Source organism: Pedococcus sp. P2_E2 (assembly GCF_056403955.1).
Window position 1 is genome coordinate 767,680 of record NZ_JBFUEM010000001.1, and the last position, 25,629, is coordinate 793,308.

Here is a 25,629-nt window from a genome sequence, read left to right on the forward strand (position 1 = left end):
CCGCACCCAGCCCTCCACAGGTCCACGTCCGTGGGTCGATGGAGCGCCTCGACGGCGGACATCCTCGGGCCATGGACCCTGCGCTTCTCGACATCGCCAACTCGCAGGACGGCGTGTTCATCACCCGTCAGGCGAGATTGCTCGGCCACAGCCGCGAGTCGCTGGCGGCACTGGTTCGCGACGGCGGCGTGGTGCGCCTGACTCGCGGTGTGTATGCCGTGGGCGCGCCGCCCGACGGCCCGACGGCTTCGGCGGAAAGGCATCGCCTGCTCGGCCGCGGCGCGCAGCTGCTCTATCCGGACGGCGCGCTCTCTGGTCACACGGCGCTGGTGGCACTCGGGCTCCCCGTCTGGGGTGCCTCCCTGCAGCGTGCGCACCTCGAGCGACCGATCCACCGTGAGGTGTTGACGCGAGACCTCGTGATCCGGCCGCCGTTCGCTGGGCTGAAGGCGCCCCGTGGTGTGGTCTCCACTCCGGTGGCCGTGGTCCAGCACTGCCTCGAGCACGGCGCCACCCCCGGAGTGGTGGCGGCCGACGCGGCGCTTCACGAGGGCATGATCTCGCGCGACGAGCTCGAGGCCGTCGCCGCGCGCGTGCACGGCTGGCCGCGGTCGAGCCGGGTCAGGACCATGCTGGCCTTCGTCGACCCGAAGTCCGAGTCCGTGGGGGAGTCGCGCCTTCGCGTCGGCCTCGCCGCGGTGGGGATCGAGGTCGAGGCGCAGGTCGCCATCCGCGACGAGCGAGGCAGAGTCGTGGCGAGGGTCGACTTCCTCGTCAAGGGCACCAACGTCGTGATCGAGTTCGACGGCCTCGTGAAGTATCGCGACGGTGGCTCGGAGGCGCTCATCGCTGAGAAACGCCGAGAGGACGAGCTGAGACGGCTGGGATACCGGGTGGTCCGCGTCGTCTGGTCGGATCTCGAGCGCCTTGGACCGCTCATCGCGCGGCTGCGGGCGCTCGGTGTCCTCAGCCACGCGGCATACCCATCCAGCGCTGTGCTCAAGCCGGCCGCGCCCCACAAAGGTCGGCCTCACCCCGAAACCGTTCCGGGGTGAAGCCGACCTTTGTCCCATGACCCGATAAAGGCGGGGCAGGGGGGTCGGTCAGGTGGCGTCGGGCTTGGGGCGCAGGGTCATCGAGATCGAGTTGATGCAGTAGCGCTGGTCCGTGGGGGTGCCGTAGCCCTCGCCCTCGAAGACGTGGCCGAGGTGGCTGCCACAGTTGGCGCACCTGACCTCGACGCGCTTCATGCCCATGTCATAGTCCTCGAGGTACTCGACCGAGTCGCCGGCGAGGGGTGAGTAGAACGACGGCCACCCGCAGTGGCTGTCGAACTTGGTGTCGGAGGTGAACAGCTCGGCACCACAGGCTCGGCAGGCATAGACGCCCTCGTCCTTGGTGTCGGTGTACTCCCCGACGAACGGCCGCTCGGTGCCTGCCTGACGGAGCACCTGGTACTCCGCCGGGCTCAGCTCCTCACGCCACTGCTCGTCCGTCTTGGTGACGGCATAGGTGCGGTCGGTCTGGTCCATGCTCACGTTTCGGCTCCTTCGCCCGGTGATCCCACTTCGTCCAAACAGCTTCACGTCCATCACAACGCAATCAAGGCCCATTCTGGTCCCGTAGATCCTTACGGCCCGCTGACGGGCTCCCCGGATAGGCTCGCGCCATGGCGGCCAAAGCAACCGAGCTGGAAGTCCCCGGGGGACCTGAGGGATCGCGACGTGTTCGGATTTCGAGCCCCGAGCGCCTGATCTGGCCCGACGACGGGATCACCAAGCTCGACCTCGCGCAGTACGCCGTCGACGTCTCTGACGGCTTCATGCGCGCACTGGGCAACCGCCCGGTGACCCTGCAGCGGTTCCCCGAGGGCATCGCGGGCGAGGAGTTCTGGACCAAGAACCCGCCCAAGGGCATGCCCGACTTCATCGACCCCGTCATGTGCACCTACCCCTCGGGTCGCAAGCACCTCCAGGTGGTCGTCGACGAGCCGGCAGCCGTGGTGTGGGCGATGCAGATGAACACGGTGACGTTCCACCCCTGGCCGGTGCGCACGAGCAACGTCGACAACCCCGACGAGCTGCGCATCGACCTGGACCCGCAGCCGGGCCGCGACTTCAAGGACTCCGTCGAAGCCGCCCTCGTGCTCCGTGAGCTGCTCACCGAGCTCGGGCTGACCGGCTGGGCCAAGACGTCCGGCAACCGTGGGGTCCACGTCTTCGTCCGGGTCGCGCCGACCCACGAGTTCCTCGACGTGCGGCACGGGGTGATCGGGATCGCGCGCGAGCTCGAGCGCCGCCTGCCCGACCTCGTGACGACCTCGTGGTGGAAGGAGGAGCGCGGCGAGCGCGTCTTCGTCGACTTCAACCAGGCGTGTCGCGACCGCACCATCGCTTCGGCCTACAGCCCGCGCCCGCTCCCCGGAGCGCCGGTGAGTATGCCGGTCAGCTGGGACACGCTGCCCGGCGTCAGTCCCGGCGACTTCACCGTGCTGACGGTGCCGGGGATCGTCGCCGCGGATGGTGACGCATGGGCGGCGATGGACGATGCTGTCGGTGACGTCTCCTCGGCAATTGCGTTGTGGGACAAGGACATCAGCGAGCGTGGCCTCGGCGAGCTGAACTTCCCGCCGGACTACCCCAAGATGCCGGGAGAGCCACCCAGGGTGCAGCCGAGCAAGCGCCGCAAGGACAAGTCCGACGAGGACTACATGCCCCCCAAGGCCGAACGCGATGCGGACCTGCGCTCCGTGTGGGGTCCGGTCGTGCCGCCCGTCGCCCCGATGCTGGCCAAGCCGGTGAAGGGGATCCCCACGGGCGACTACCTGTTCGAGCCCAAGTGGGACGGATTCCGCTCGATCATCTTCCGGTCGGGCGAGCAGGTGGAGATCGGCAGCCGCAACGAGAAGCCGATGACTCGCTACTTCCCCGAGGTGGTCGAGGCCGTGCTGGCCAACTTCCCCGAGAAGTGCGTCGTGGACGGCGAGATCGTCCTCATCGGCGCGACCGGCGACCGGCTCGACTTCGACGCCCTGCAGCAGCGGATCCACCCCGCCGCCAGCCGGGTGAAGAAGCTCGCCGCCGAGACCCCTGCCAGCTTCGTCGCGTTCGACCTGCTCGCGATCGGCGAGGACGACCTCACCGTGCGCCCCTTCTCAGAGCGCCGTGCCCGGCTCGAGCAGGCCCTCGCCGCGGCGCAGCCGCCGATCCACCTCACGCGGGCCACCGACGACCCGAGTGTTGCGCAGGAGTGGTTCGAGCAGTTCGAGGGGGCCGGGCTCGACGGCGTCATCGCCAAGCCCCTCGACATCGGCTACGTGCCCGACAAGCGGCTGATGCTGAAGATCAAGCACGAGCGGACCGCTGACTGCGTGGTTGCGGGCTATCGCACCCACAAGAGCGGCGACGACCTGATCGGTTCACTGCTGCTGGGCCTGTACACCGACGAAGGATCCCTGATGAGCGTGGGCGTGATCGGGGCGTTCCCGATGGCGCGACGCAAGGAGCTGTTCGACGAGCTGCAGCCGCTGGTCACCGACCTCGACGACCACCCGTGGTCCTGGGCCAAGGAGGAGATGGGCAACCGCACCCCGACGGGCGGGGCGACGTCGCGCTGGAACGCGGGCAAGGACCTGTCGTTCACGCCGCTTCGGCCCGACCGCGTGGTCGAGGTGAGGTACGACCACATGGAGGGCGCCCGGTTCCGCCACACAGCCCAGTTCGTCCGCTGGCGCCAGGACCGAACCCCGCAGTCGTGCACCTACGACCAGCTCGAGGAGCCGGTCAGCTTCGACCTCGCCGACGTGCTGGGGGAGAGGTAGTGGCCACCGGGGCGACCTCGACCCCGATGTCTGCCGGCCGCAAGGCGGCCATCGCGGGAGCAGTGACCGCAGGGTCGGTGCTGACCGCAGGTGCCCTGACCACCATGGGCGCCGCGACCTACTTCGCACGCCGGGTCCTCACCCCGGACCGGCAGCGACCCGATGACACCCAGATCCTTGCCGTCGCCGACGACTCGGTGACCTTGGGGGTGAGCCCAGAGACGGTCTCGCCCGGGCGGTACGGCCTCTGGCTGGACGGCGAGAGCGGCCACGCGCGCGTCGGCGACGTCCTGGAGCTCGACCAGGGGTCGGGCCGGGTGCGTCGAGAGCTGCTGGGGGTCGACTTCGGACACCTCACCGGCGGGTTCGGCCGGTGGAACCAGTACTACTTCGCCAGCCCCCCGGACCGCTCACTGGGACTGCGCACCGAGTACGTCGACGTGCTCACCGAACTGGGCACCATGCCCGCCTGGGTGGTGCCGGCCGCCACGACGTCGCACCGGTGGGCAATCCTCGTCCACGGCCGTGGGGCCAGGCGCCACGAGGGGGTGCGGGCGGTGAAGCCGTTGCACGACAACGGGATCAACGTGATCATCCCCAGCTACCGCAACGACCTCGGAGCACGCAGCGGACCGGACGGGCGCTACAACCTGGGCCTCTCGGAGTGGCGCGACATCGAGGACGCCGGCCTGCACGCGGTGCAGCGTGGGGCGCGGGAGCTACTGCTCGTCGGGTGGTCGATGGGAGGGGCCATCGTCCTGCAGACCCTCAGCCGCTCCTGGCTGGCCGACCACGTCACCCACGTGGTGCTCGACGCGCCGGTCATCGACTGGGGTGACGTGCTGGCCCACCACGCGCGGGCCAACGGCATCCCGGCCCCGATCGGCGGTCTCGGCCGGGCCCTCATGGGTCGCCGCTCGGCGCGCCGACTCGTCGGCGTGCACGACCCGGTGGACGTGGCCAAGACCAACTGGGTGGCGCGTGCGGGCGAGTTGGCGCACCCGATCCTGCTCATCCACTCGGTCGACGACGAGTTCGTCCCCGTGGGCCCGTCCCAGGCGTTGGCGCAGGCGCGGCCAGACCTGGTGACGATGGAGCGGTGGGACACCGCGCGGCACACCAAGGAGTGGAACGTCGACCCGGACCGCTGGGAGCGGTCTGTCGCCGAGTTCGTGGCCACCTGAGCCATCCACGCCCGGTGCCGCGCGGACCTGTCGGGTCAGCGGTTGACGAACCAGCGTCCCAGGATGCTGCCGTCCTCCTCGAGCAGGACCGCGGGGGAGGCGGGGACGTTCAGCTCCGGTCCGTTGACGATCGCCGGATGCTGGCCGCCGACGATGACGGGCGACCAGGTGAGGTCGAGCTCGTCGACGACCCCGGCCTTCAACAGGCTGGCGAGCAGGGTGGGGCCGCCCTCACACAGGATCTGTCGGAAGCCCTTGTCCTCCAACATGTTTCTCATCCGCACCAAGTTCACCGAGTCGGTGCCGGACATGAGGACGAACTCCTCACCGATCAGCTCACGCGAGGCGTCCAGGGCGCGTGCGTCGGCTCCGCTGCGGGTGACGAGCAGGACGGATCCGGGAGGTCCGTCGGCCACGCTCACAGGCAGCTGTCCTGAGTGGCTGACGACCACGAGCGTCGGTGCCGCTGCGTTCTCGGCCTTCAGCGAGGGGTAACCCTCGGCCCTGACCGTGCCGGCCCCGACCACGACGACGTCCGTCATACGGCGCAGCAGGTCGAAGACCACATGGTCGGCCTCGGTGTTGATGCTGCCCGACTTCTGGTCGGGACCATTGGCCGCGCCGTCCAGGGTCGCCACGAAGTTGGCGCGCAGCCAGCGACGGGCGGGCGGGGCGTACAGGTCCGCGAGGTCGGCGGCGTCGACGAGGTCACCGGGGGCATGGGTGCCGGAGGAGTCAAGCAGCAGGCGCATGCGCACAGTCTTGCATTTCCCTCGATCTTCGTTCACTAGGCTCGACATCGTGCCCGGCTCCCTTCTCGACCGCTCTCCTCGGCTGGACCGTGCGCGGTTGGTGCGGGAGCTCGTGCCCCCTCCCCGTTTCGACACCGAGCGGTTCACGACCTACCGGCCAGATCCGTCCGAACCCTCGCAGGCGGCCGCCGTGGAGCGACTCGAGCGGTATGCCGCGTCGCTGGGCCACCGCGCGAGTGGCCGATGGTTCGCGCGGCGAAAGGCCGCCGCAGGGGACGGCCGCGGGGTCTATCTCGACGGCGGCTTCGGAGTCGGCAAGACCCACCTGCTGGCGTCCTTGTGGCACGAAGCCACCGGGGCCAAGGCCTTTGGCACCTTCGTCGAGTACACGAATCTCGTCGGAGCGCTGGGCTTCCAACCCACCGTGGAGGCGCTCAGCGGTCACGAGCTGGTCTGCATCGACGAGTTCGAGCTCGACGACCCGGGCGACACCGTGTTGATGGCGACGCTGCTCGGGCGGCTGGCCACAGCAGGGGTCTCGCTGGCCGCCACGTCGAACACCCTGCCCGACGCGCTGGGGGCAGGGCGGTTCGCGGCCGAGGACTTCCTGCGCGAGATCCAGGCGCTGTCGGCACGGTTCGAGGTCCTGACCGTGAACGGCCCCGACTACCGGCACCGCGACAGCGTCGACAGCCCCCCGCCCTCCTCAGAGGACGAGGTGCGCGCCGGCGTGGATGTCGACGGTGGGGTGCTCGACCACTTCGTCGACGTGACGCGTCACCTCGCCACCGTGCACCCGAGCCGCTATCGCGCGATGCTCGACGGGGTCACCGCCGTCGGGTGGACCCACGTGCGCCCCGTGACGGACCAGGCCGTCGCCCTGCGGCTGGTCGTCCTCGCGGACCGGCTCTACGACGCCGACATCCCTGTGTTCGCCGGCGGGCTGCCGCTGGGCGACCTGTTCTCCCAGGAGATGCTGGCGGGCGGCTACCGCAAGAAGTACTTTCGCGCGATCTCGCGACTCACTTCCCTCGCGCGCCACGCCGACTGAGCAACTGCCCCATCTGCTGGGCTGTGGACAGCCATCCTCGACATGAGGACACTCGGGCTGAGGACATCGGAAGTGGCCGCCGCTGGGTGCGGCATGGAGGGAGCGACCATGTGGTGGATCTGGCTTCTGGTCGTTGTCGCGGTGATCGCTGCGCTCTTCCTCGTCCTCAGGCGGCGCGGCTCGACCGGCGACCCGAGCTATCGCCCGGACGACCCGCGGTCCGGGTCGGGTCTGGGTGGGCCTCCGGGACAGTGGGGGCCGGGCGACGGCGGGGGTGCCGGCTGACGCACGGGCACTTGCTCGGCTGGAATCCCTCGCGCGCCGTGCCCCGCGATGACAGGATGCGTCAATGGGCAAGGGGAAGAACGACGCAAAGGCCAGCAAGAAGTCCAAGGGCGACAAGAAGTCCAAGGGGGGGCCGAAGTCCAAGGTCGCAGGCCTGGACGCCACGGCGGCATCCGACAAGGGTGTCCCCGAGCCGACGGCCTTCGCCGACGCGTTGAGGGTCACGGATGGTTTCATCCTCGCCGAGTGCGACCCACGCTCCACCCCGGGCTTCGACGGTGACAAGGCAGCGGGCGAGGAAGCCCTCGCGGCACGCGCAGGGGAGATCAGCCAGCTCCAGGAGCGGCTCTATGCCGAGTCCAAGGGTGACGTGAAGCGCTCTCTCCTGTTGGTGGTGCAGGGCATGGACACCTCCGGCAAGGGGGGCATCATGCGTCACGTCGTCGGGCAGATGGACCCGCAGGGCGTCAAGTACACCGCCTTCAAGGCGCCCACCGCCGAGGAGCGCAAGCACCCCTTCCTCTGGCGCATCCGCAACGCCCTGCCTGGCCCCGGTCAGGTCGGTGTCTTCGACAGGTCGCAGTACGAGGACGTGCTCATCGTCCGCGTCCACGAGCTCGTGCCGCGGGCGACGTGGTCGCGGCGCTACGCCCAGATCAACGACTTCGAGGCCAAGGCCGTCGCTGACGGCACGACGATCGTCAAGGTGATGCTGAACATCTCGGTGGACGAGCAGAAGGCCCGCCTCACCGAGCGGCTCGAGCGCGAGGACAAGCACTGGAAGTACAACCCCGGGGACGTCGACGAGCGCCTGCGGTGGCCGCAGTACCAAGAGGCGTACCAGGCGGTGCTCGAGAAGACCTCGACCGAGGCAGCCCCGTGGTACGTCGTTCCCGCCGACCGCAAGTGGTACGCCCGGCTGGCTGTCCAGAACCTGGTGCTCGAGCACCTGGAGGCGATGGACCCCCAGTGGCCGGCCGCCGACTTCGACGTCGAGGCCGAGAAGCAGCGACTGGCGAAGTCCTGAGCCCGACCGTCCGACCGATGAGTTTGCCGGGCCGTCTGGGTCGGTACCGGTAGCCGACACTGGGTCGTCAACGGAAGGAATCAGCCATGCTCAAGGACTCCCAGGCGTTCAGCGGCTTCTCGGTGCCGGACACCGAAGCCGCCCGCAGGTTCTATGCCGAGACTCTGGGGCTGGAGGTGAGCGAGGCCAACGGCATCCTGCGCATCCAGCTCGGCGGGGGACACCACGCCATCGCCTACCCGAAGCCGAACCACGAGCCGGCAGGTTTCACGATCCTGAACTTCCCGGTGAGCGATATCGAGGCGACGGTTGACGAACTAACGGGTCGGGGAGTGGCCTTCGAGAGGTACGAGGGCACCCCGATGGAGACCGACGCCAAGGGCATCTTCCGCAAGGGCGGCCCGCTCATCGCCTGGTTCACCGACCCCGCAGGCAACGTCCTCTCCGTGATCCAGGACTAGCCGATCCAGAGCACCGGTGTGCTGATCGCCCCAGTGCCCCACAGGAGGAGCCAGACAGCGAGGAGGGCGCCCACGCACAGACACCCGATCCAGACCTGCCGGGCACCCTTGGAGGTGTGCGCCGCTCTGCCAGCCCCGGATCCGCGGGGACTTGCCACGACGACGGCGCCGACGATGGCGCTGAGGACGATGATCGGAACACCCATGACGAGCAGCGCGTCGCCAATCTCGTAGAAGTCGCCCTGGAGGGCCGCCGGGAGCAGGATCAGTGCGCCCGTGACGAGCATGCCGAGGGCGGCGCCGATCAAGAGCCCGCGCGCGCGACCGCCTCGCATCAGCCGGCGAACGCGCGGTCGATGATTGTGCGGGCATGCTGGGTCGACAGACCCGCGTCGAGGGTGCCGAAGGTGGCGCCGTGCTGCCCTCCGAGGCGGCTGGCAACGAACGCGTCGGCGACCACGGTCGGCGCGTAGCGGGCCAGCAGGGACGCCTGCAGGGTCACCGCGAGGCGTTCCACGGCGTGTCGGGCGCCCGCCTGCGCGCCGGGCTCCGCGGCATACGCGATCACGTCGTCGACGCGGGTGATGGCTTCGTCGAGGACGGTGCTGTGGCCGTGGGCGAGGGCGAGCTCCTTGCGGAACGCCTCGACGGACAGGGGCTCGCGGGTGATTGCGCGCAGGACGTCGAGGGCGTTGACGTTGCCCGAGCCCTCCCAGATCGAGTTGAGCGGTGCCTCCCTGTAGAGCCGGGCGAGGCCGTTCTCCTCGACGTAGCCGTTGCCGCCCAGGCACTCGAGCGCCTCCGCGACCATCGGTGAGGTGCGCTTGCAGACCCAGTACTTGCCGACGGCCACACCGAGTCGCGACAGCGCGGTGTCGCCTTCGTCGACCGCGTGCGCCAGACGCAGCGCGAGGGTGGTGGCGGCTTCGACCTCGAGGGCGAGGTCGGCCAGGACGTTCTGCATGAGCGGCTGGTCGACGAGCAGGGCACCGAACGCGGAGCGGTGTCGGGTGTGGTGGATCGCCCGCACGAGGGCGGCTCGCATCGTCGACGCCGAACCGAGGATGCAGTCGAGCCTGGTGGCCGCGACCATGTCGAGGATGGTGCGGATCCCGCGACCGTCATCGCCGACGCGCACGCCCCACGTGCCGTCGAGCTCGACCTCGGAAGAGGCGTTGGACCGGTTGCCCAGCTTGTCCTTGAGTCGTTGCAGCGCAAAGGGGTTGCGTGCGCCGTCGTCGAGCGCGCGCGGCACGAGGAAGCAACCGACGCCGGCATCGGTCTGCGCCAGGACGAGGAACGCATCACTCATCGGGGCCGAGCAGAACCACTTGTGGCCGGTCAGCCGGTAGGTCTCGCCGCCCTCGACCGGACCGTCCGGCGTCGCGACTGCACGCGTCGTGTTGGCACGGACGTCCGAACCGCCCTGCTTCTCGGTCATGCCCATCCCGACCAGCGCCCCGCGCTTGTCGGCCAGGGGCCTCAGCCCGAAGTCGTAGCTGCGCGAGGCGAGCTGGGGCAGCCAACGCGCCGCGAGAGGTGCGTTGGCCGCGAGGGCCGGCGCCGCGGCATACGTCATGGAGATGGGGCACAGGTGACCCTGCTCGTTCTCGGACCACGCGACGAAGCCCGCTGCCCGCCGCACGTGGGCGCCGCTCCCGGCGGGCTGGGTCCACGGCTCGGCTGTGAGCCCGGCGCCGACGGCGACGTCCATCAGGGAGTGCCAGGCTGGATGGAAGGCGACCTCGTCGATGCGCTCGCCGGTGGGGGAGTGGGTGCGCAGCACGGGCTCGTTCTCGTTGGCTTGGACGGCCCATTCGCGCGCCTCGGCACTGCCCGCACGGGCCCCCAGCGCACTGACTTCGTCGTATGCCGCGGAGCCGGCCCAGCGCCTCAGCCCCTCGTCCAGCGCCGGCTGGGACGTGACCGTGTTGTAGTCGGGCAGTGGGGGCACCTGGTTGGTGACGGCGTGGGTGGGCACGAGGGCACACTATGCCGGGATACCGTGACGGGGTGACACCTAAGGCCCGGGTACGCCGCGCGCTGCTACGCGTGCCCGGCGCCATGCCCGCGGCCAAGCTGACCGTGGAGACGATCCGGGTGTGCCTGCGGTACCGGGTGACCGGCCTGGCGTCGGAGGCAGGCTTCTTCATGCTGCTGTCTCTGCCGCCGTTGGTGCTGGGGCTGTTCGGTGGCGTGGGTTACATCAGCGGGTGGCTCGGCAAGGACATCGTCAACCAGCTGATCAAGGGGATCCAGAACTTCGCGTCCGACTTCCTGGTCGCCAACGTCGTCGAACAGATCATCCTGCCCACGGCGAACGACGTGCTGCAGAACGGTCGCGGAGACCTGATCTCGCTCGGCTTCCTGCTGTCGATCTGGTCGGGGTCGCGAGCGCTCAACGTCTTCGTCGACACGATCTCGATCATGTACGGACAGTCGGGCGAGCGGGGGATCGTCCGGACCCGTGCGCTGTCGTTGACCCTGTACTTCCTGTCTCTGGTCGTCGGGATCGTGGTCGTCCCGCTCGTCGTGATCGGCCCGACGTGGCTCAAGGATCTGTTGCCGCCGGGGGCAGAGTTCCTGGCGTACCTCTACTGGCCCGTGGTGACCATTGCCGCTGTGGCAAGCATCGCGACCCTGTTCCACATCTCCACGCCGCGTCGGTCGCCGTGGCTGAGGGACGTGCCCGGCGCAGTACTCACCTTGCTGATCTGGGTGCTTGCGTCCTTCGTCCTTCGCGGCACGATCACGGCCTCGGTCAGCGGTGGAACTTCGATCTACGGCCCGCTGTCCGCCCCGATCGTGCTGCTGATCTTCCTGTACGCGCTGGCCATCGCCGTCCTCATCGGTGCCGCCCTCAACGCAGCGATCCGCACGATGTGGCCGGTGGCGGATCGGCTTTCCCTGCGGGCACAGATGGTGAAGTGGGTGAAGGCCCGCGTGTCTGCGCGCAGGACTGGCTCGCTGCCCCTCAACGCGCCGGCCAGCGATGATCGGCTGCGTGTCGACGGGGCGCGCGAGGAGCTGACGTCCTCGGTCGAGGGACTGCGGGACGAGGCGCGAAAGCCGCTGACCCCCATGCCTCGTGGGTCGGAAAACGCCGCGGACGACACCCAATTTGGAGACGACGCTGATGATCGGATAATGTCTGCACGCACGCGCAGCGGGTGAAAAACCCCGTTCAACACCAATAGCGCGTGTATGCGGATGTAGCTCAGTTGGTAGAGCGCAACCTTGCCAAGGTTGAGGTCGCCGGTTCGAGCCCGGTCATCCGCTCGGAGGGTTTGACCGCCTTCACGGTGGAGTGGCCGAGAGGCGAGGCAGCGGCCTGCAAAGCCGCGTACACGGGTTCAAATCCCGTCTCCACCTCAGACGACTTGAACCCTGAGTCGAACCCAGCACCACCCAGCACGACCCACCACCCAGCAGGACCCGGGGCGATTGGCGCAGTGGTAGCGCGCTTCCTTGACACGGAAGAGGTCACTGGTTCAAACCCAGTATCGCCCACCAGCACGAAACAGCCCCTGACCTGCGAAAACGCGGGTCAGGGGCTGTTTTGTTCATGCCTGCAGAGCGGCCAAATTGGCCACTGAGTGACCAATTGAGTGACTAAGGATCCGATTTCGCGTCGACATCCGTGGGTGTCCTGGGATGTTTCTGGACGTTATGAACGGCGAAGATCCGGTCCATCGCCTCGGCTCCCTCGGTGATCACGGGGCGGAGCTGCTTGCGGTAGACGGCTTCGGTGACGACCGTGCCGCGGTGCCCGACCAACCGCGCGATCTCTTCCACCGGGACTCCCGCGTCGGACATCAGCGACACGAAGCTGTGCCGTAGCTCCCGGGGGGTCCACGCCTTGGGGTCCAGGCCGGCGTCGGCCAGCACCCGTCTGAAGGCCCGACGTACGTTGGCGGCGTCGAGCTGAGCGCCGTGCCAGGACGTGAAGACCAGGTCGTTGTCCTGCCAGCGATCGCCCGCACGATCACGAACCCCCTGCTGATCATCCCGATGCGATGTCAGCGCTTCGACGCAGCGCAGAGGAAGCCGCAAGGTACGCCGAGACAGTTTGGTCTTCGTGTCATCGCTGGCGCGTACCGAGCGCCACAACTGCACGGTTGGGGGCCCGGGCGGGTTGACCTCTGTATCTCCGACGAGGTCGACGTTGGCCCAGGTCAGGGCGCGCAGCTCCTCGGTCCGGGCGCCGGTGAGCAGGGAGAGGGAAACATAGGCGTTCAAATCTGAGTCCTCTGCAGCGGCAAGTAACGCCTTGGCTTGCTCGAACGTCATTGACTTCGACGGACGTCCCGGTTGTCCCTTGGGCAGCTCACAGAGCAGCGCGACATTGCGCTTGACTCGATCCCGCGCCATCTGCCGTTGGATCGCGCGGCGCAGGATCGACATCATCTTGCTCAGGGTTGCGCTGCTGACCTGACGTGCCTCATTGGCGAGCCATCGGTCAACGTCATCTGCTGTCAGTTCGCGCAGGCGACGTCGTCCCAAACCTGGGACGAGCCGGTGCTCGATCAAGAAGCGATTGGATGCGATGGTCTTGGGATCGCGACCGTTGAGACCGTGCTCGAGCCAGTCCATCAGGGCATCCTCCACGGTGAACTTGTGCCCCTGGACGCCAACGCCGTCGTCGAGGTCACGGCGGATCGCTTGGAGCTTGGTCTTGGCCTCTGTCTTCGTCCGGCCACTGACCCGCTTGACGATGCGCTTGCCGTCGGCGCTGAATCCGACATGGGCGGTGGCGATCCACCGCTCCCTTGCCTCCGAGTAATGGACCCCGCCCTCGCCACGGCTACGCCGTGTTGGCATCAGTCTGGGCCTCGGACTCGAGCAAGGCGATGTAGCGGTCGATCGCGGCGCCGGTGATGTAGCACCGACGACCCTGATGCACGGTTTCGAGCCGTCCGGCGCGGATCTGCTCGTAGATGACGCTGCGGCTCATGCTCAGCAACGTCATGACATCAGAAATGGCGTAGAGCGCTCGTTCTGCCACTGCTGTCATTGGTTTCTCCCTTGTTGTCCTCGGATGGACAACGCGGAAGAGGGGGCACCATCAGCTAGTTCGTGGCCTGGTGGTGCAGCCGACGTCAGCATTGTTGGGCACTCTCGGAATCATTGGGATGAGCCACGGTGATTCTGTGGATGGCTCTGCCTCATCCAAGGTTTCACTCGCTCGACCGGCGATGGATGCCCGGAGTCTGTATGTAGCGGGGTAACGGAGCTTGACCTCTCCCGCGTCGGCGCGCACCGCGAAAGGGAGGAAGGGGCCGGCCCACGCATGGGCCACTATCCCGGCACTTCGCCCGCCCGATGCCCTCCCGCGATTACCTCTGTGGGCGAGCTCGGCAGGATGAATCCCCTGCCTGTGGAGATCGCCGGCCACTTTGGTGCACTGGAAGCCCACGCCGATGGCGAGGACGTTGGTCGGGAGGACGAAGTCCGTCATGTGGACCAGGAACAGGTCCAGCGGATCCAGCCCAGCTCCCTGACGAGCACGAGCGCGCTCCGGCCTGCCAATTCACCGGACGGGCACTACGGTCAGGTCAACCCTGCAGCGCAGGGGCACCGCTGAGAGGACTCTGCGCATGTCGGCTGGCACGCCCCAACCACAACTCCCCACGAGCAACGTGCGGGTGGTCACGCTTCGCCTTCGCACCGTCTTCATCGGGCTGGGTATCGCGCTGGGCGTACTGGCCGCCCTCGAGTTCATCCTGCGGGCGCAAAAAGGCCTCACACTCATCGCGGTCGCTCTGTTCCTGGCGATCGCCATCAACCCCGCCGTGGAGTTCTTCCAGCGTCGCGGGCTGGGTCGCGGGGTGGCGGTCGCCCTCGTCTCCAGCCTCACGGTGGCCTTCTTCGCGCTGCTGGGTCTGGTCTTCATCCCGCCGTTGGTGACGCAGGTCTCGCACTTCGTCACTGCCCTGCCCGTTCTGGTGGACGACCTGACCAAGGGTCACGGACCGTTCGGGTTCCTCGAGCGCAGATACCACGTCGTCGAAAGCGTCCGTGGGGCAACGACCAGGCAAAGCTCCGACGCGCTGACGGGAGCGGCAACGCCAGCGTTCGGCATCGCCAAGGGCGTGGCCACAACCGTTACCGGCATGGTCATCATCGCCTTCTTGACGCTCTTCATGCTCCTCGAGGGCCCCGAATGGCGGCGACGGGTCACCGACCTGATACCCGAGCGTCACATGCTCCCGGCCGAGCGCATCGGCGCTGGCGTGTACAAGTCCGTCAGGGGTTTCGTCACCGGCAACCTCCTGGCGAGCTTTCTCGCCGGAGTCGTCGCCACGGTGATCCTGCTGCTCGTCGGGGTCCCGTACGCACTCCCCCTTGGCCTGTTCACGGCGATCGTCGAGCTGATCCCCTACATCGGCCCAGCGGTCGTCACCGTGCTGCTCAGCCTGGTTGCATTGACCGAAAGCCCCGCCGCCGCCGCCATTGTCTTCGTCCTCATGCTCCTCTACCACCTGATCGAGGGCCACACGCTGCGCCCGCTCATCTACGGCCGCGCCCTGCAGCTCTCAGCTCTGGCAGTCCTGATATCGATCATCCTGTGCACCGAGGTCGCCGGCATCCTGGGGTCCCTGGCCGCCATCCCGATCGCGGGTTCCATCCAGGTGATCATCATCGAGGTGCTGGAAGAACGGCAACGACGCCGATCTGACAACATCCCAGGGCCAATCCAGCCCACTGAGGCTGGCGCCTGAGCGCAAAGCTCCCCTTGCAAGCCCGAAGCGATCCCTTCAGCCGGCCGCGGCTTTGGGTGGTTCACACCTCGTCCACGACCGCGCCAAGCCCTACCGCTCCAGTCAGGTCCGCTCCACCTCCCCGTCTCCTCAGGTCCGGCCCGGGGCCGAATCTGGCCGCCGACGACCTCCAACCACGGACAGAACGCGCGCCCCACCCCGGCCACCCGCTCGACACCCACCACGCCGCTTCACACGTCTGGCACCAAGGTGCGGGATGTGGTTGCGATGTTGCCCCCAAGGGCGCGTTTGCGAGGTATGACGATGTCGATCAGGCGGATGACGCTGGGTGCCGGCTACCGATACCTGATGTCATCAGTCGCTCGCGTGGACGAAGCAGGCCCGGCTCGCGGCCTGACCGGTTACTACGCTGCCCATGGCACTCCACCTGGCCGGTTTCTCGGGGCGGGGTTGGCTGGCCTTGCCGGGGGAGCCGGCGTCGAGCCGGGCTCAGCGGTGACGGAAGAGCAGCTGTGGCGGATGCTAGGGATGCTGCAGGACCCGGTCACGGGAGAGCAGCTCGGCCGGGCACCGACGGGGCCAGGGATGGTGTTCGTCGACCACCTAGGCCGGGTTTGTAAAGCGCGTCAGTCAATAGCCGGTTTCGACCTCACGTTCTCTGCGCCCAAGTCGGTGTCGGTTGCCTGGGCATTGGCCGACGAAGGCACGCGCGCGCGAATCCACGCGGCACACGCGCGTGCCCTTCTGTCGGTCATCGCCTACGGGGAGTCCCAGGTCTTCGCCACCCGCACCGGCCATGGCGGCGCGATCAACGAGGACGTGCGCGGAGTGGTCGCGACCGGGTTCGACCACTGGGACTCCCGTGCCGGTGACCCCCAGCTGCACACACACGTAGTCGTCTTGAATAGGGCTCAATCCGTACGCGATGGAGCGTGGCGGACGCTCGATTCGAAGGCCCTGTTCCGGGCGGCAGTGGGGATGTCCGAGCTCTACAACGGCCTCCTGGCCGATGAGCTCACGCGCGAGTTTGGGTGGGCGTGGGTGCCCGAGGCGCGGCGCCGCTCGGCCGAGCCGAAGTGGGCAGTCGAGGGCGTGCCGAAGGAGTTGCGGGCTGAGTTCTCCCAACGCACGACCGACATCGAACGAGCAAAGGATGGCCTCGTCGACGCGTTTGTCGGTTCGCACGGTCGTCAGCCCACGGCTCGTGAGGTCATCCAGCTTCGGCAGCAGGCCACCCTCGTGACCCGCGGGGACAAGCATGTCCGGCCGTTCAGCCAGCTCGTCGAGTCTTGGCGCGAACGTGCTGCCGTGTTCATCGGCCCAGATCAGACCTCGTGGGTGACCCAGCTGGCCGGACGACTCATGCAAAGCCTGGTGCCCGCGTCTGACCTGGGGGAGGGGATCCTTGCCGATGCGGCCACCCTTGTGTTGGCCAAGGTCGCGGAGAGGCAGGCCACGTTCACTCGCGCGAACCTGCTGGCCGAGATCCACAGGCAGCTGCACGGGGTCCGGTTTGCCACGCCCACCGACCGCATCAGCGTCGCTGAACGGACTGCTGACCTTGCTGTCGCGAAAGCAGTCAGGCTGACGCCATACAGCGTCGAACTTGTGCCTGCGCACCTGCTGCGGGCGGACGGTACGTCCCGGCTGCGAGCCCGCAACAGCGAGGTCTACGCAACCCAGGAGATCCTCGATGCCGAAGCCCGGCTGCTCATCGCCGGGCAAGCCACCGACGGGCCGGCCGTGCACCCGCAGGTTGTCACCAGGATGGACCAATTGGTACCCCCGGCAGAGACCATGTCTTGTCTGCGGAGCAGGCGCACGCGGTCGCCGTCATCGTCACGTCTGGGCGTCGCCTCGACGTACTCGTCGGAGCGGCTGGTACCGGAAAGTCCACTGCGATGGCCGGCGTCCGCGCCATATGGGAAGCCACGTTCGGTCCCGGCTCGGTCGTCGGGTTGGCTCCGTCGGCGGCCGCCGCAGACGTCTTGGCGGACGCCGTAGGGGTCAACACCGAAAACACCGCCAAGTGGATCAGTGAGAACGCGCGCCTGCCCGAACGCGAGCAAAGACTGCGCGAGTATGCCGCCCGGCTGGCGGGCGCCTACCCATCCCCGGCCACCCGCCAACTGCAGCAACAGGCGGCGACCGAATGCGCGGCATACCGACGCTGGACCCTAACACCCGGGCAATTGGTCATTGTTGACGAGGCATCTATGGCCAACACCAAGGACCTTGACCAGATCACCGCCCTTGCGTCACGCGCCGGCGCCAAGGTGCTGCTGGTGGGGGACTGGGCGCAACTCTCCCCTGTACAGGCCGGTGGTGCGTTCAAGCTGCTCACTGACGACCGCGGCCATGAGGTTCCGACTCTTCACGGGGTGCGCCGATTCCGCCACGAGTGGGAACGCGATGCCTCGCTGCAACTGCGCATCGGCAACGGCGACGTCGCCGACGTCTACCTCCGGCATGGGCGCGTTGAGTCCGGGTCCCGCGAGGACATGCTCGACCTGCTGTTCGCAGCCTGGCTCAACGACACTCGAGCCGGACGCCAATCCTTGATGGTTGCCGCCGACGCCCTAACCGTGGCCGACCTGAACAGCCGTGCGCGCGCCCACAGGGTCGCAACTGGCGAGGTTGCCAACACCGGCTGGACCACGGCGGACGGAACGAAGGTTGGGGTCGGCGATCTCATTGTCACCCGCCTGAACCGGCGCTCCATCGTGAACGGGCGCGGGTGGGTCAAGAACGGTGATGACTGGATCGTGGAAGCCGTTAACCGTGACGGCTCCGTTCGCGTGCGCGGTGTTCGTGGAGGAGCGTTGGGTGTTCTTCCCCGCGACTACGTTGCCGAGAATGTCGAACTCGGCTACGCGTCGACCGCCCACCGGGCACAGGGCCGCACCGTCGACACCGCTCACGCCTTCGTGACGGGGGCAACAATGCGCGAACCTCTGTACGTCATGGCCACCAGGGGACGCGAGTGCAACCGCCTCTATGTCGATGTTGCGTACGACCTCGACGGCGACACCAATCACGTCGGTGTTCCTGAAGGCGACCCAATGGAGGTTCTTCGCTCGGCGATCGACACGTCTCGCGCGGACCAGTCCGCCATCGAGGTTCGTCGAATGGAGGCACGAGCTGGAAGTCAGCACCAGGTTGTCCGTCGCGAAGCATCGGGTCGACACGGGTACGCGTCACCCACGCCCACGATCGGTGATGGAAGGTTGCCCCAAATGCGGGAGGTGGAGTGCGCGCCGATCGGCTTAGCTCCTCTACCGGTCCCGGGGCCTGTGCCAAAGGTCCACCAGATCCGCCGACGGTCACGGTGGACTGCGAGGTATGCGGTTAGTCCGCCGGGTCCTCGAGACTAGGCATGAAGAGATTGGCTCCGGTGTGGGCGTCGCGGGGTTCAGGTCGCCAGGGTCAGCCGCGTACAGCCATGACGGCAGGTACCTCAGCAGCGGCGTGAGTTGTGGATTCGCGCGTTCGCGCACGACGCAGAAACACCGTTCACCCAATGCGGCAGCGCATACTCGGGTGTGACCGTTCTCCCATCCTCGCTCGAGGTTGCGTCACTACCGTCGATCGTGGAGGCGGCTGCGCTGACCCCGGACCAGGCGCTGGCCGCCTTCGGGTCCCGGCTGTCGGGTCTGTCGTCGGTGGAGGTCGCGACAAGATCTGCACTCTTTGGTCCGAACGCCGTGCGTTCGCATCATGCGAGTGCGTGGCCGGTGCTCTCCCGGCAGCTGCAGAGTCCGTTGTTGTGGTTGCTGCTTGCCGCGGCGGCTGTGTCCGGGGTGGTGGGCGAGGGACTCGACGCTGTCATCATCGGGGTGATCGTCGCGGCGTCGGTGGGCCTCGGCTTCACCAATGAGTACCGGGCCGAGCGCGCGGCGGAGGCGATGCACTCGGAGATACGCCACGTGGTCGCGACGACGCGCGATGGGGGATCGGTCAGCGTTGAAGTCACCCACCTTGTGCCGGGGGATATCGTGCGCCTGGGTGTCGGTTCGATCATCCCGGCCGATGTGCGCATCCTATCCGCGAGCAATCTTGAGTGTGACGAGTCGCTCCTGACTGGTGAGTCAGTTCCGGCGGAGAAGTCGGCCGATCGTGTGCCGAGGGCCGCCCCGCTGGCCGAGCTGTCGTCGTGCCTGTTCATGGGCACGGTCGTCCACGAAGGAGCCGCCGAGGCGGTGGTGGTGGCGATCGGCTCCTCGACCCAGTTCGGGCGTATCGCCGTCGGGCTCGGTGAGCGACATCCTCAAACCGAGTTCCAGCTCGGGCTCACCCGTTTCTCGGGGCTGTTGGCGAAGGTAGGTGCGGTGCTCAGCGCGGCGATCTTTGTGATCAACGTCGGCCTGGGGCGCCCGGTCATAGACGCAGTGTTGTTCTCTCTTGCTGTAGCCGTCGGCATCACCCCGCAGCTGCTGCCGGCTGTCGTCTCTACAAGCCTGGCCACCGGATCTCGGCGCCTCGCGGAAAAGAAGGTGCTCGTCAAGCGTCTGGTGTGCATCGAGGACCTCGGCGACATCGACGTCCTGTTCACTGACAAGACCGGCACTCTGACCGATGGCCACATCAGTTTCGAACGGGCGATCGATCCGGCCGGCAACGAGAGCGACGACGTGCTCACCCTCGGCTTGGTGTGCAACGAGGCCACTCCGACCGGGGACACAGCCGTGGGTGGAAACCCGCTCGACGTCGCCCTGTGGGAAGCGCCTGCCGCGGCTACTAGCCAGTTCGGCAGCTTTCAGCAGATTGCCGTGACACCTTTCGATCACGAGCGGCGCTGTGCGTCGGTGCTCGCCGCCCACGACGGCAAGCGGTTCCTGATCACCAAGGGCGCTCCCGAAGCGGTTCTAGGGCACTGCACGAACGTCGCCGAAGGTGCCCTTCGCGTGCTCGACGCAGAGTTCAGCGCCGGCCACCGCGTGGTCGCCATCGCCAGCCGATTGGCCCCGGACCTAGACACCATCGCCCCCGGCGACGAACACGACCTGACCCTCGCGGGCTTCCTCGTGTTTCTCGACCAGCCGAAGCCATCGGCCGCTGCGTCGATCGCGCGGCTTGCAGGGCTCGGCATCACGGTCAAGATCGTGACGGGTGACAATCCGGTGGTAGCCGAGACCGTGTGCCGGACCCTCGGGGTCAAGTCTGACGGAACCCTCACCGGTGCCGATCTCGACTCACTCGACGACGCCCAGCTCGTCGCCGCTGTCGGCAGGGCCACGATCTTCGCCAGGGTCAGCCCCGAGCAGAAAGCTCGGATCCTTCGCGCCCAGCGCGACGCCGGCTCCGCCGTGGCCTTCCTCGGCGATGGTGTAAACGACGCCCTCGCCCTGCACCACGCGGATGTCGGGATCTCGGTTGACTCGGCCACCGACGTCGCCAAGGACGCCGCCGACATCATCCTGCTCGAACGCGACCTCGACGTGCTCGCAGATGGTGTCACCGAGGGACGCCGGATCTTCGCCAACACCATCAAGTACGTGCTCATGGGCACCTCGTCGAACTTCGGCAACATGTTCAGCGTCACCGCCGCCGCCGCATTCCTGCCGTTCCTGCCGATGCTCCCCTTCCAGATCCTGCTCAACAACCTGCTCTACGACACCAGCCAGATGACCATCCCGACCGATCGCGTGGACGAGGAACAGCTGGCCCGTCCCTCGCACTGGGACATCGGCTTCATCCGCCGGTTCATGATCCGCTTCGGTCCCATCAGCTCGGTGTTCGACTTCGCCACCTTCGCCGCGATGCTCTGGGCCTTCGACGCCACCGCGCCCGAGTTCCGGTCCGGCTGGTTCGTCGAGTCCCTTGCCACCCAGACCCTCATCGTGTTCGTGATCCGCACCCGTCGCGTCCCGTTCTTCGCCAGTCGCCCCTCGAGGCCTCTGCTGATTTCGGTTCTCGCCGTCGTGACCGTCGGTGTCCTGGTCCCGCAGAGCCCGTTCAACGACGTACTCGGGTTCGCGCCGCTGCCTCCCGCGTTTTTCGGGGTGCTCACCGCCTTCGTGATCGCCTACCTGGCCGCCGTGGAAATGGGCAAGTACTTCTTCTACAAGGCAGCCCTCACCACCACGCCGCGTCCCCTTCAGCGCGACCACACCCACCGCATCCACCGGCTGTCCGCACGCTGGAGCCACCACCGACCGCTGCCGCTGAAAGCCGGGCGCGGCGTGGTTTGATCCGCCAGTGCGCGCTTTTCTCGTCTATCTGCTCGAGCTCAACGTTGTGTAGTGGGCGCCAAGCGGCGTTCCGTTCACTGCGTCTTTGTCGAGTCGGGGCATCAGCCGTTGATCAGACTGCGGCTGGCCCACCGTTCCCCGAATGGCCACAAGTCCTGAGCTCCCACCAGCACACACTGTCGCAAGGGCCACCGCAGTCTCGTTGGCTTTGGCGGCACGGCCCGGCACATCCGGTCCTGGCGAGTCGCCCGACCTATGAGCTGCGCTGCGAGCCGCCGCCGCGCGAATCCGAGGTTGAGAGCCCGAACTTCAGGTCCTGACGGGTCGGCGCGTGTCCCGTCCCTTGGCCCAAAGCGCGCCACTCTTGTCCTGCCAGCAAAACTCCGAGGGCGTCACCGACGATCAGCTGGGTTGCTTGGAGGGCCTCGGTTGGTGTCGTGAAGCCCTGCATTGTCCGATAGCACTCGTGCTCTTCGATCTTGACGCTGCCCACAAACCCCCATCCGTCCGAGGCGGGCGAGTATCCGATGGTGATGTGAAACTCCGTTGCAGACATGACTGGTCCCAACCGGCGGTCTGAATGACCACTCTTGCTTCTGGAGTCGACCGCTCTTGCAGGCCGTGGACGCTCCACCAATACGGTGGGACAGCAACTTGGCACCTGTCGTAACGGGCAACGAGTGTGCGATTGTCGGACAGCCCACGGGCCAACCACATCGCCTCGCGCGGGACCAGAGCCAGCTCCTTCGGTGGGCTTATAGCTGAGCACCACGCCATGGTTCCTGTATACGCGGCCGCCGCGCATCTGTACATGGCCCAACATAAGGGCGGCGCCGCCGCCGCGCTGGCGCACTTGTTGCCACGGCACTCGGTTCCGACCCCGCCAAGATCGATGCGAATGGGGGAGCCTGGCCGTAGGCCGCCTGTGGCTGATTCGATCGAGTGCTTGGATCGTCCTGTGCCATGCCCATGAAATTCTTCGGCGGGGTGCCTCGAAGTTGATCAGTCTCCGTTCACGCAGGGACAGGCGCCAAGCTTCCCTGCAGCCACGCTTTTCGGCCCGACATGGCGAGACCCCGGGCGATTCAAGAATCGTCCGGGGCCTCGTCTGCGTTGCCGACGTTGCACGCAGCGCCGATGAGAACCCGTGCCACCACATCCCGTCGTCGAGGGCGTGTCCCGCGGGTCTGGCCCGTGGGACCGAGGGTGGTGGTTTCCTTCGGTGTCGCCGTCGTTGCCGATTGCGACACCCCCTTTCTCTCACCTCTGGCGAGATCGCAGCAGGGACCTTGGTCCCGGATCCGCCAGAGCTGAGGACCTGGTTCGTGTGGACCCAGGTCGGTCCTCTCCGTGACGGGCCCTTCGGCCCTAGTCCGCGGCTTCCTTCCGCTCTGCACTGGAAGGAAGCAACGTTCCGAGGAGGAGTCATGAGAGGTCAGTCGACGCAGGTGGTCGCGGGCGCGGTCATCGTCCCCGCATCCGTTGCCTCCGTCGCGGCGTGCGGCGGCGCAGACGGCCCGGGCCGGCCCTCATCCAGCACGCTCGTCACCCCGGCGTCGCCCCGCCCATCGGGGACCACGTCGACGACCATCCCGTCCACCACGACCCCGTCAACCCCGACGGCGGCCACCACCCTCAAGAGCATCCCCGTCTACTACGTCGCCGAGTCCCAGCGCTCATTCAAGCTGTACCGCGCGTTCCGTACCGTGCCCGACACGGGCGGAACCGTCGCCTCAGCCGTGAGCGCCATGACCCGACTGGCCCCACTCGACACGGACTACATGACGCCGTGGCGACCCGCCAGCCGGATTACGGTGCAGCAGACGGGGAACAACGTCGCGGTCGACCTGTCCGCTGACGCGTTCGCGAACACCAACCTCGGCAGCGAGGTCGCTGCGAGCGCCCTCCAGCAGCTCATCTACACCGCCACCGTCGCGGCCCCCCAGAGCGGGACGCCGGCGACCAGCGTGACGATCACCAGGGACGGCAAACCCGCGGACGTGTGGGGAGCCCTGCGTATCGGCACCGCCACCAAGCGGGCCGTCCCGCTCGAGGTCCAGGCTCAGGCATGGATCACCGCCCCGCAGGAGGGGGGCATCCGCAGGGCCGGAAAGGTGACCTTCACGGGACTCGGGGCGTCGTTCGAGGCCACCTTCGGCTGGACGATCCGCACCGCCGCTGGGATCGAGGTCGCCCGGGGTTCGACCATGGGTGGCACCGGCACCGGAGGCTTCGGCGCATTGTCGTTCAGCAGTCGGCTGGGACCTGGCATACATCGTGACCCTGTCCACCGACGACCCCTCTGGCGGGGAGGGCAACGGCCCAGCCACGGACGACAAGACTTCACTGTCAAATGACGTTCCAAGGGAGACCATCATGGGGAAGAGCAATTGGGCTGACCTGAGCCAGTTTCAGCGCCGCGTGGTCGTGGCGGGGGCGCTCGCGCAGGTGGCTCTTCAGCTCGCAGCCCTTCGAGACCTGCGTCATCGCGCGCCGGAACAGGTCAACGGACCGCGCTGGGTGTGGGTCGGCGCCACGTTCGTGAACTTCGTGGGGCCGTGCGCCTACTTCCTGATCGGCCGCCGCCATGACCGCTGACGCGGACGCTGGAAACGAGAGACCTCCCACACTGGGTGGATCGGTCACGTCGGTGACCCAGTCGCGGAGATGGCCGTGACCAGCACCAACTCACCCCGCACCCGCGTCGTCATCCTCGGCGCTGCCGGGCGCGACTTCCACGACTTCAACGTCGTCTTCCGCGACGACCCGAGCCACCAGGTCGTCGCCTTCACCGCGACGCAGATTCCCGACATCGCGGGACGTCGCTACCCGCCAGAGCTTGCCGGGGCGCTCTATCCGGACGGCCTCCCGATCGTGGCAGAGTCGGAGCTGACCGATCTCCTGGAGCGCGAGCGCGTGGAGGTGGTTGTCTTCGCCTACTCCGACGTGCGCCACGAGGAGGTCATGCACCTGGCGTCGCGGTGTATCGGTGCGGGCGCGGACTTCCGTCTCCACAGCGCCCGGCGCACCATGGTGCGCAGCACGAAGCCGGTCGTCGCGGTCACATCGGTGCGCACCGGTGTTGGCAAGAGCCCGACCACCCGTTACCTATCCAGGATCCTGCGCGACCACGGCCTGCGGGTCGTAGCGGTCCGGCACCCCATGCCCTACGGCGACCTCGCCGCGCAGGCCGTCCAGCGGTTCGGGTCCTATGCCGACCTCGACCGACACCACTGCACCATCGAGGAACGCGAGGAGTACGAGCCGCACATCGACGCGGGGGGAGTCGTCTACGCGGGCGTCGACTACGAGCGCATTCTGCGCGAAGCGGAGCGGGAGGCAGACGTCATTCTTTGGGACGGCGGCAACAACGACCTTCCCTTCATCGTGCCCGACCTGCACATCGTGCTCGCCGACCCGCTGCGCCCGGGCGACGAGGCGGCATACCACCCAGGGGAGGCGAACGTCCGCATGGCCGATGTCGTCGTCGTCGCGAAGTGCGACTCGGCGCGAAGGGCCGACATCGAGGCAGTCGAGGCGTCAGTGCGCTCCCTCAACCCCGCCGCGACCGTCCTGCGGGCTGACAGCCCGGTGACCGTCGACGACGCTGCGGCAGTGCACGGGCGTCGTGCCATCCTCGTCGAGGACGGCCCGACGCTCACCCACGGATCCATGACCTACGGCGCCGGCGTGGTCGGCGCCCGGGCGGCTGGGGCCTCCGAGATCGTCGACCCGGTGCCGTATGCCGTGGGGTGCATCGCCCCAACGTACGCCAAGTATGCGAACGCCCGTGGCGTCCTACCGGCCATGGGCTACGGCGCGGCGCAGGTACGCGACCTCGAGGCGACGATCCGGGCAGCCGTGGATGCAGGGGTCTGCGACGCGGTGGTCAGCGGCACGCCGATCGACCTGACACGAGTGCTTTCCGTCCCCGTACCGGTTGTGCGGGCACGGTACGAGCTGCGCGAGGTGGTTGCGGGAGGCCTGGCGGCGGCACTTCGGGCGGCTCTGCCTGAATCAGCACTCGCCGCGCAGGGCGGTCGGGCTCAACGCGGCCAGTGAACTACCTCAGGACCCTGGACGACATGATCGACATCGGCACGAAACCGGCCTCGGTCACGGAATTGGGCGGGCGC

21 protein-coding genes, 3 tRNA genes and 1 pseudogene are annotated in these 25,629 nt (G+C 67.7%); 18 read left to right on the plus strand and 7 right to left on the minus strand.

Annotated features, from left to right (window positions below; translation table 11 throughout):
- Nucleotides 1-71: 71 nt before the first annotated feature.
- Nucleotides 72-1,055 (plus strand): type IV toxin-antitoxin system AbiEi family antitoxin domain-containing protein, encoded by a 984-nt coding sequence (locus AC1DWR_RS03600; protein ID WP_477613127.1) that lies wholly within the window; start codon nt 72-74, stop codon nt 1,053-1,055.
- Between the two features lie 48 nt (nt 1,056-1,103).
- Here the strand turns inward: AC1DWR_RS03600 and msrB are convergent, their stop codons facing one another.
- On the minus strand, nt 1,104-1,532 hold the full coding sequence (gene msrB, locus AC1DWR_RS03605) for a peptide-methionine (R)-S-oxide reductase MsrB (RefSeq protein ID WP_477613428.1): 429 nt from the start codon (nt 1,530-1,532) through the stop codon (nt 1,104-1,106).
- Nucleotides 1,533-1,669: 137 nt separating this feature from the next.
- On the opposite strand from msrB, the gene AC1DWR_RS03610 reads away from it, so the two are divergent.
- Both AC1DWR_RS03610 and AC1DWR_RS03615 read left to right on the plus strand, forming a co-directional pair.
- Nucleotides 1,670-3,820, plus strand: coding sequence for an ATP-dependent DNA ligase (locus AC1DWR_RS03610; RefSeq protein ID WP_477623666.1), 2,151 nt, complete (start codon nt 1,670-1,672; stop codon nt 3,818-3,820).
- Entirely contained in the window at nt 3,820-5,004 is a 1,185-nt protein-coding gene (locus AC1DWR_RS03615) for an alpha/beta hydrolase family protein (protein WP_477623667.1), read from the plus strand. Before AC1DWR_RS03610 ends, AC1DWR_RS03615 begins: the two co-directional genes overlap by 1 nt.
- Nucleotides 5,005-5,039: 35 nt before the next feature.
- Here the strand turns inward: AC1DWR_RS03615 and AC1DWR_RS03620 are convergent, their stop codons facing one another.
- Nucleotides 5,040-5,756, minus strand: coding sequence for a dihydrofolate reductase family protein (locus AC1DWR_RS03620; RefSeq protein WP_477623668.1), 717 nt, complete (start codon nt 5,754-5,756; stop codon nt 5,040-5,042).
- Nucleotides 5,757-5,805: 49 nt separating this feature from the next.
- On the opposite strand from AC1DWR_RS03620, the gene zapE reads away from it, so the two are divergent.
- The 4 genes from zapE (at nt 5,806) to AC1DWR_RS03640 (ending at nt 8,580) form a co-directional block, all read left to right on the plus strand.
- The gene (gene zapE / locus AC1DWR_RS03625) at nt 5,806-6,807 is read left to right on the plus strand and encodes a cell division protein ZapE (RefSeq protein ID WP_477623669.1); all 1,002 of its coding nucleotides are present in this window, start codon (nt 5,806-5,808) and stop codon (nt 6,805-6,807) included.
- A 93-nt stretch (nt 6,808-6,900) separates the two neighbouring features.
- A complete protein-coding gene (locus AC1DWR_RS03630; protein ID WP_477613122.1) occupies nt 6,901-7,092 on the plus strand; it encodes a hypothetical protein in 192 nt (63 codons plus the stop codon).
- Between the two features lie 64 nt (nt 7,093-7,156).
- A complete protein-coding gene (locus AC1DWR_RS03635) occupies nt 7,157-8,119 on the plus strand; it encodes a polyphosphate kinase 2 family protein (protein WP_477613121.1) in 963 nt (320 codons plus the stop codon).
- A gap of 86 nt (nt 8,120-8,205) precedes the next feature.
- Nucleotides 8,206-8,580 carry a VOC family protein gene (locus AC1DWR_RS03640; protein WP_477613120.1) on the plus strand — a complete coding sequence of 125 codons (375 nt, stop codon included), beginning with the start codon at nt 8,206-8,208 and terminating at the stop codon, nt 8,578-8,580.
- On the opposite strand, the gene AC1DWR_RS03645 is transcribed toward AC1DWR_RS03640, so the two are convergent.
- Nucleotides 8,577-8,915: a hypothetical protein gene (locus tag AC1DWR_RS03645; protein WP_477613119.1), complete on the minus strand. Its 339-nt coding sequence runs from the start codon at nt 8,913-8,915 to the stop codon at nt 8,577-8,579. The genes AC1DWR_RS03640 and AC1DWR_RS03645 overlap by 4 nt on opposite strands.
- Nucleotides 8,915-10,561: an acyl-CoA dehydrogenase family protein gene (locus AC1DWR_RS03650; protein WP_477623670.1), complete on the minus strand. Its 1,647-nt coding sequence runs from the start codon at nt 10,559-10,561 to the stop codon at nt 8,915-8,917. The genes AC1DWR_RS03645 and AC1DWR_RS03650 overlap by 1 nt, the downstream gene beginning before the upstream one ends.
- Nucleotides 10,562-10,593: 32 nt before the next feature.
- Here AC1DWR_RS03650 and AC1DWR_RS03655 point away from each other — a divergent pair, with 32 nt between their 5' ends.
- The 4 genes from AC1DWR_RS03655 (at nt 10,594) to AC1DWR_RS03670 (ending at nt 12,093) form a co-directional block, all read left to right on the plus strand.
- Complete coding sequence (locus tag AC1DWR_RS03655) at nt 10,594-11,754, plus strand: YihY/virulence factor BrkB family protein (protein ID WP_477613117.1); 1,161 nt, start codon at nt 10,594-10,596, stop codon at nt 11,752-11,754.
- Nucleotides 11,755-11,786: 32 nt separating this feature from the next.
- A tRNA-Gly gene (locus AC1DWR_RS03660) sits at nt 11,787-11,859 on the plus strand.
- A 22-nt stretch (nt 11,860-11,881) separates the two neighbouring features.
- Nucleotides 11,882-11,952: transfer RNA gene (locus tag AC1DWR_RS03665), tRNA-Cys, on the plus strand.
- A gap of 66 nt (nt 11,953-12,018) precedes the next feature.
- Nucleotides 12,019-12,093: transfer RNA gene (locus AC1DWR_RS03670), tRNA-Val, on the plus strand.
- A gap of 99 nt (nt 12,094-12,192) precedes the next feature.
- Here the strand turns inward: AC1DWR_RS03670 and AC1DWR_RS03675 are convergent.
- Nucleotides 12,193-13,401 (minus strand): site-specific integrase, encoded by a 1,209-nt coding sequence (locus AC1DWR_RS03675; RefSeq protein WP_477623671.1) that lies wholly within the window; start codon nt 13,399-13,401, stop codon nt 12,193-12,195.
- A complete protein-coding gene (locus tag AC1DWR_RS03680; protein WP_477623672.1) occupies nt 13,385-13,594 on the minus strand; it encodes a helix-turn-helix domain-containing protein in 210 nt (69 codons plus the stop codon). Before AC1DWR_RS03680 ends, AC1DWR_RS03675 begins: the two co-directional genes overlap by 17 nt.
- Nucleotides 13,595-14,177: 583 nt before the next feature.
- Here AC1DWR_RS03680 and AC1DWR_RS03685 point away from each other — a divergent pair.
- The 4 genes and pseudogenes from AC1DWR_RS03685 to mgtA all read left to right on the plus strand — a co-directional run bounded on the left by AC1DWR_RS03685 (nt 14,178) and on the right by mgtA (nt 21,493).
- A complete protein-coding gene (locus tag AC1DWR_RS03685) occupies nt 14,178-15,302 on the plus strand; it encodes an AI-2E family transporter (protein ID WP_477623673.1) in 1,125 nt (374 codons plus the stop codon).
- Nucleotides 15,303-15,650: 348 nt separating this feature from the next.
- A pseudogene (gene mobF, locus AC1DWR_RS03690) lies at nt 15,651-16,550 on the plus strand (MobF family relaxase); the annotation flags it as partial.
- A gap of 554 nt (nt 16,551-17,104) precedes the next feature.
- Nucleotides 17,105-18,676, plus strand: coding sequence for an ATP-dependent DNA helicase (locus AC1DWR_RS03695; RefSeq protein WP_477623674.1), 1,572 nt, complete (start codon nt 17,105-17,107; stop codon nt 18,674-18,676).
- A gap of 168 nt (nt 18,677-18,844) precedes the next feature.
- On the plus strand, nt 18,845-21,493 hold the full coding sequence (gene mgtA, locus AC1DWR_RS03700; RefSeq protein ID WP_477623675.1) for a magnesium-translocating P-type ATPase: 2,649 nt from the start codon (nt 18,845-18,847) through the stop codon (nt 21,491-21,493).
- Nucleotides 21,494-21,746: 253 nt separating this feature from the next.
- Here mgtA and AC1DWR_RS03705 read toward each other — a convergent pair whose 3' ends face one another.
- Nucleotides 21,747-22,049 (minus strand): hypothetical protein, encoded by a 303-nt coding sequence (locus AC1DWR_RS03705; protein WP_477623676.1) that lies wholly within the window; start codon nt 22,047-22,049, stop codon nt 21,747-21,749.
- 871 nt (nt 22,050-22,920) lie between these two features.
- Here AC1DWR_RS03705 and AC1DWR_RS03710 point away from each other — a divergent pair.
- The 3 genes from AC1DWR_RS03710 to AC1DWR_RS03720 all read left to right on the plus strand — a co-directional run bounded on the left by AC1DWR_RS03710 (nt 22,921) and on the right by AC1DWR_RS03720 (nt 25,555).
- On the plus strand, nt 22,921-23,850 hold the full coding sequence (locus AC1DWR_RS03710; RefSeq protein WP_477623677.1) for a Gmad2 immunoglobulin-like domain-containing protein: 930 nt from the start codon (nt 22,921-22,923) through the stop codon (nt 23,848-23,850).
- A 19-nt stretch (nt 23,851-23,869) separates the two neighbouring features.
- Nucleotides 23,870-24,091, plus strand: coding sequence for a PLDc N-terminal domain-containing protein (locus AC1DWR_RS03715; protein ID WP_477623678.1), 222 nt, complete (start codon nt 23,870-23,872; stop codon nt 24,089-24,091).
- Nucleotides 24,092-24,166: 75 nt separating this feature from the next.
- Nucleotides 24,167-25,555 (plus strand): cyclic 2,3-diphosphoglycerate synthase, encoded by a 1,389-nt coding sequence (locus AC1DWR_RS03720; protein ID WP_477623679.1) that lies wholly within the window; start codon nt 24,167-24,169, stop codon nt 25,553-25,555.
- Nucleotides 25,556-25,629: the final 74 nt, after the last annotated feature.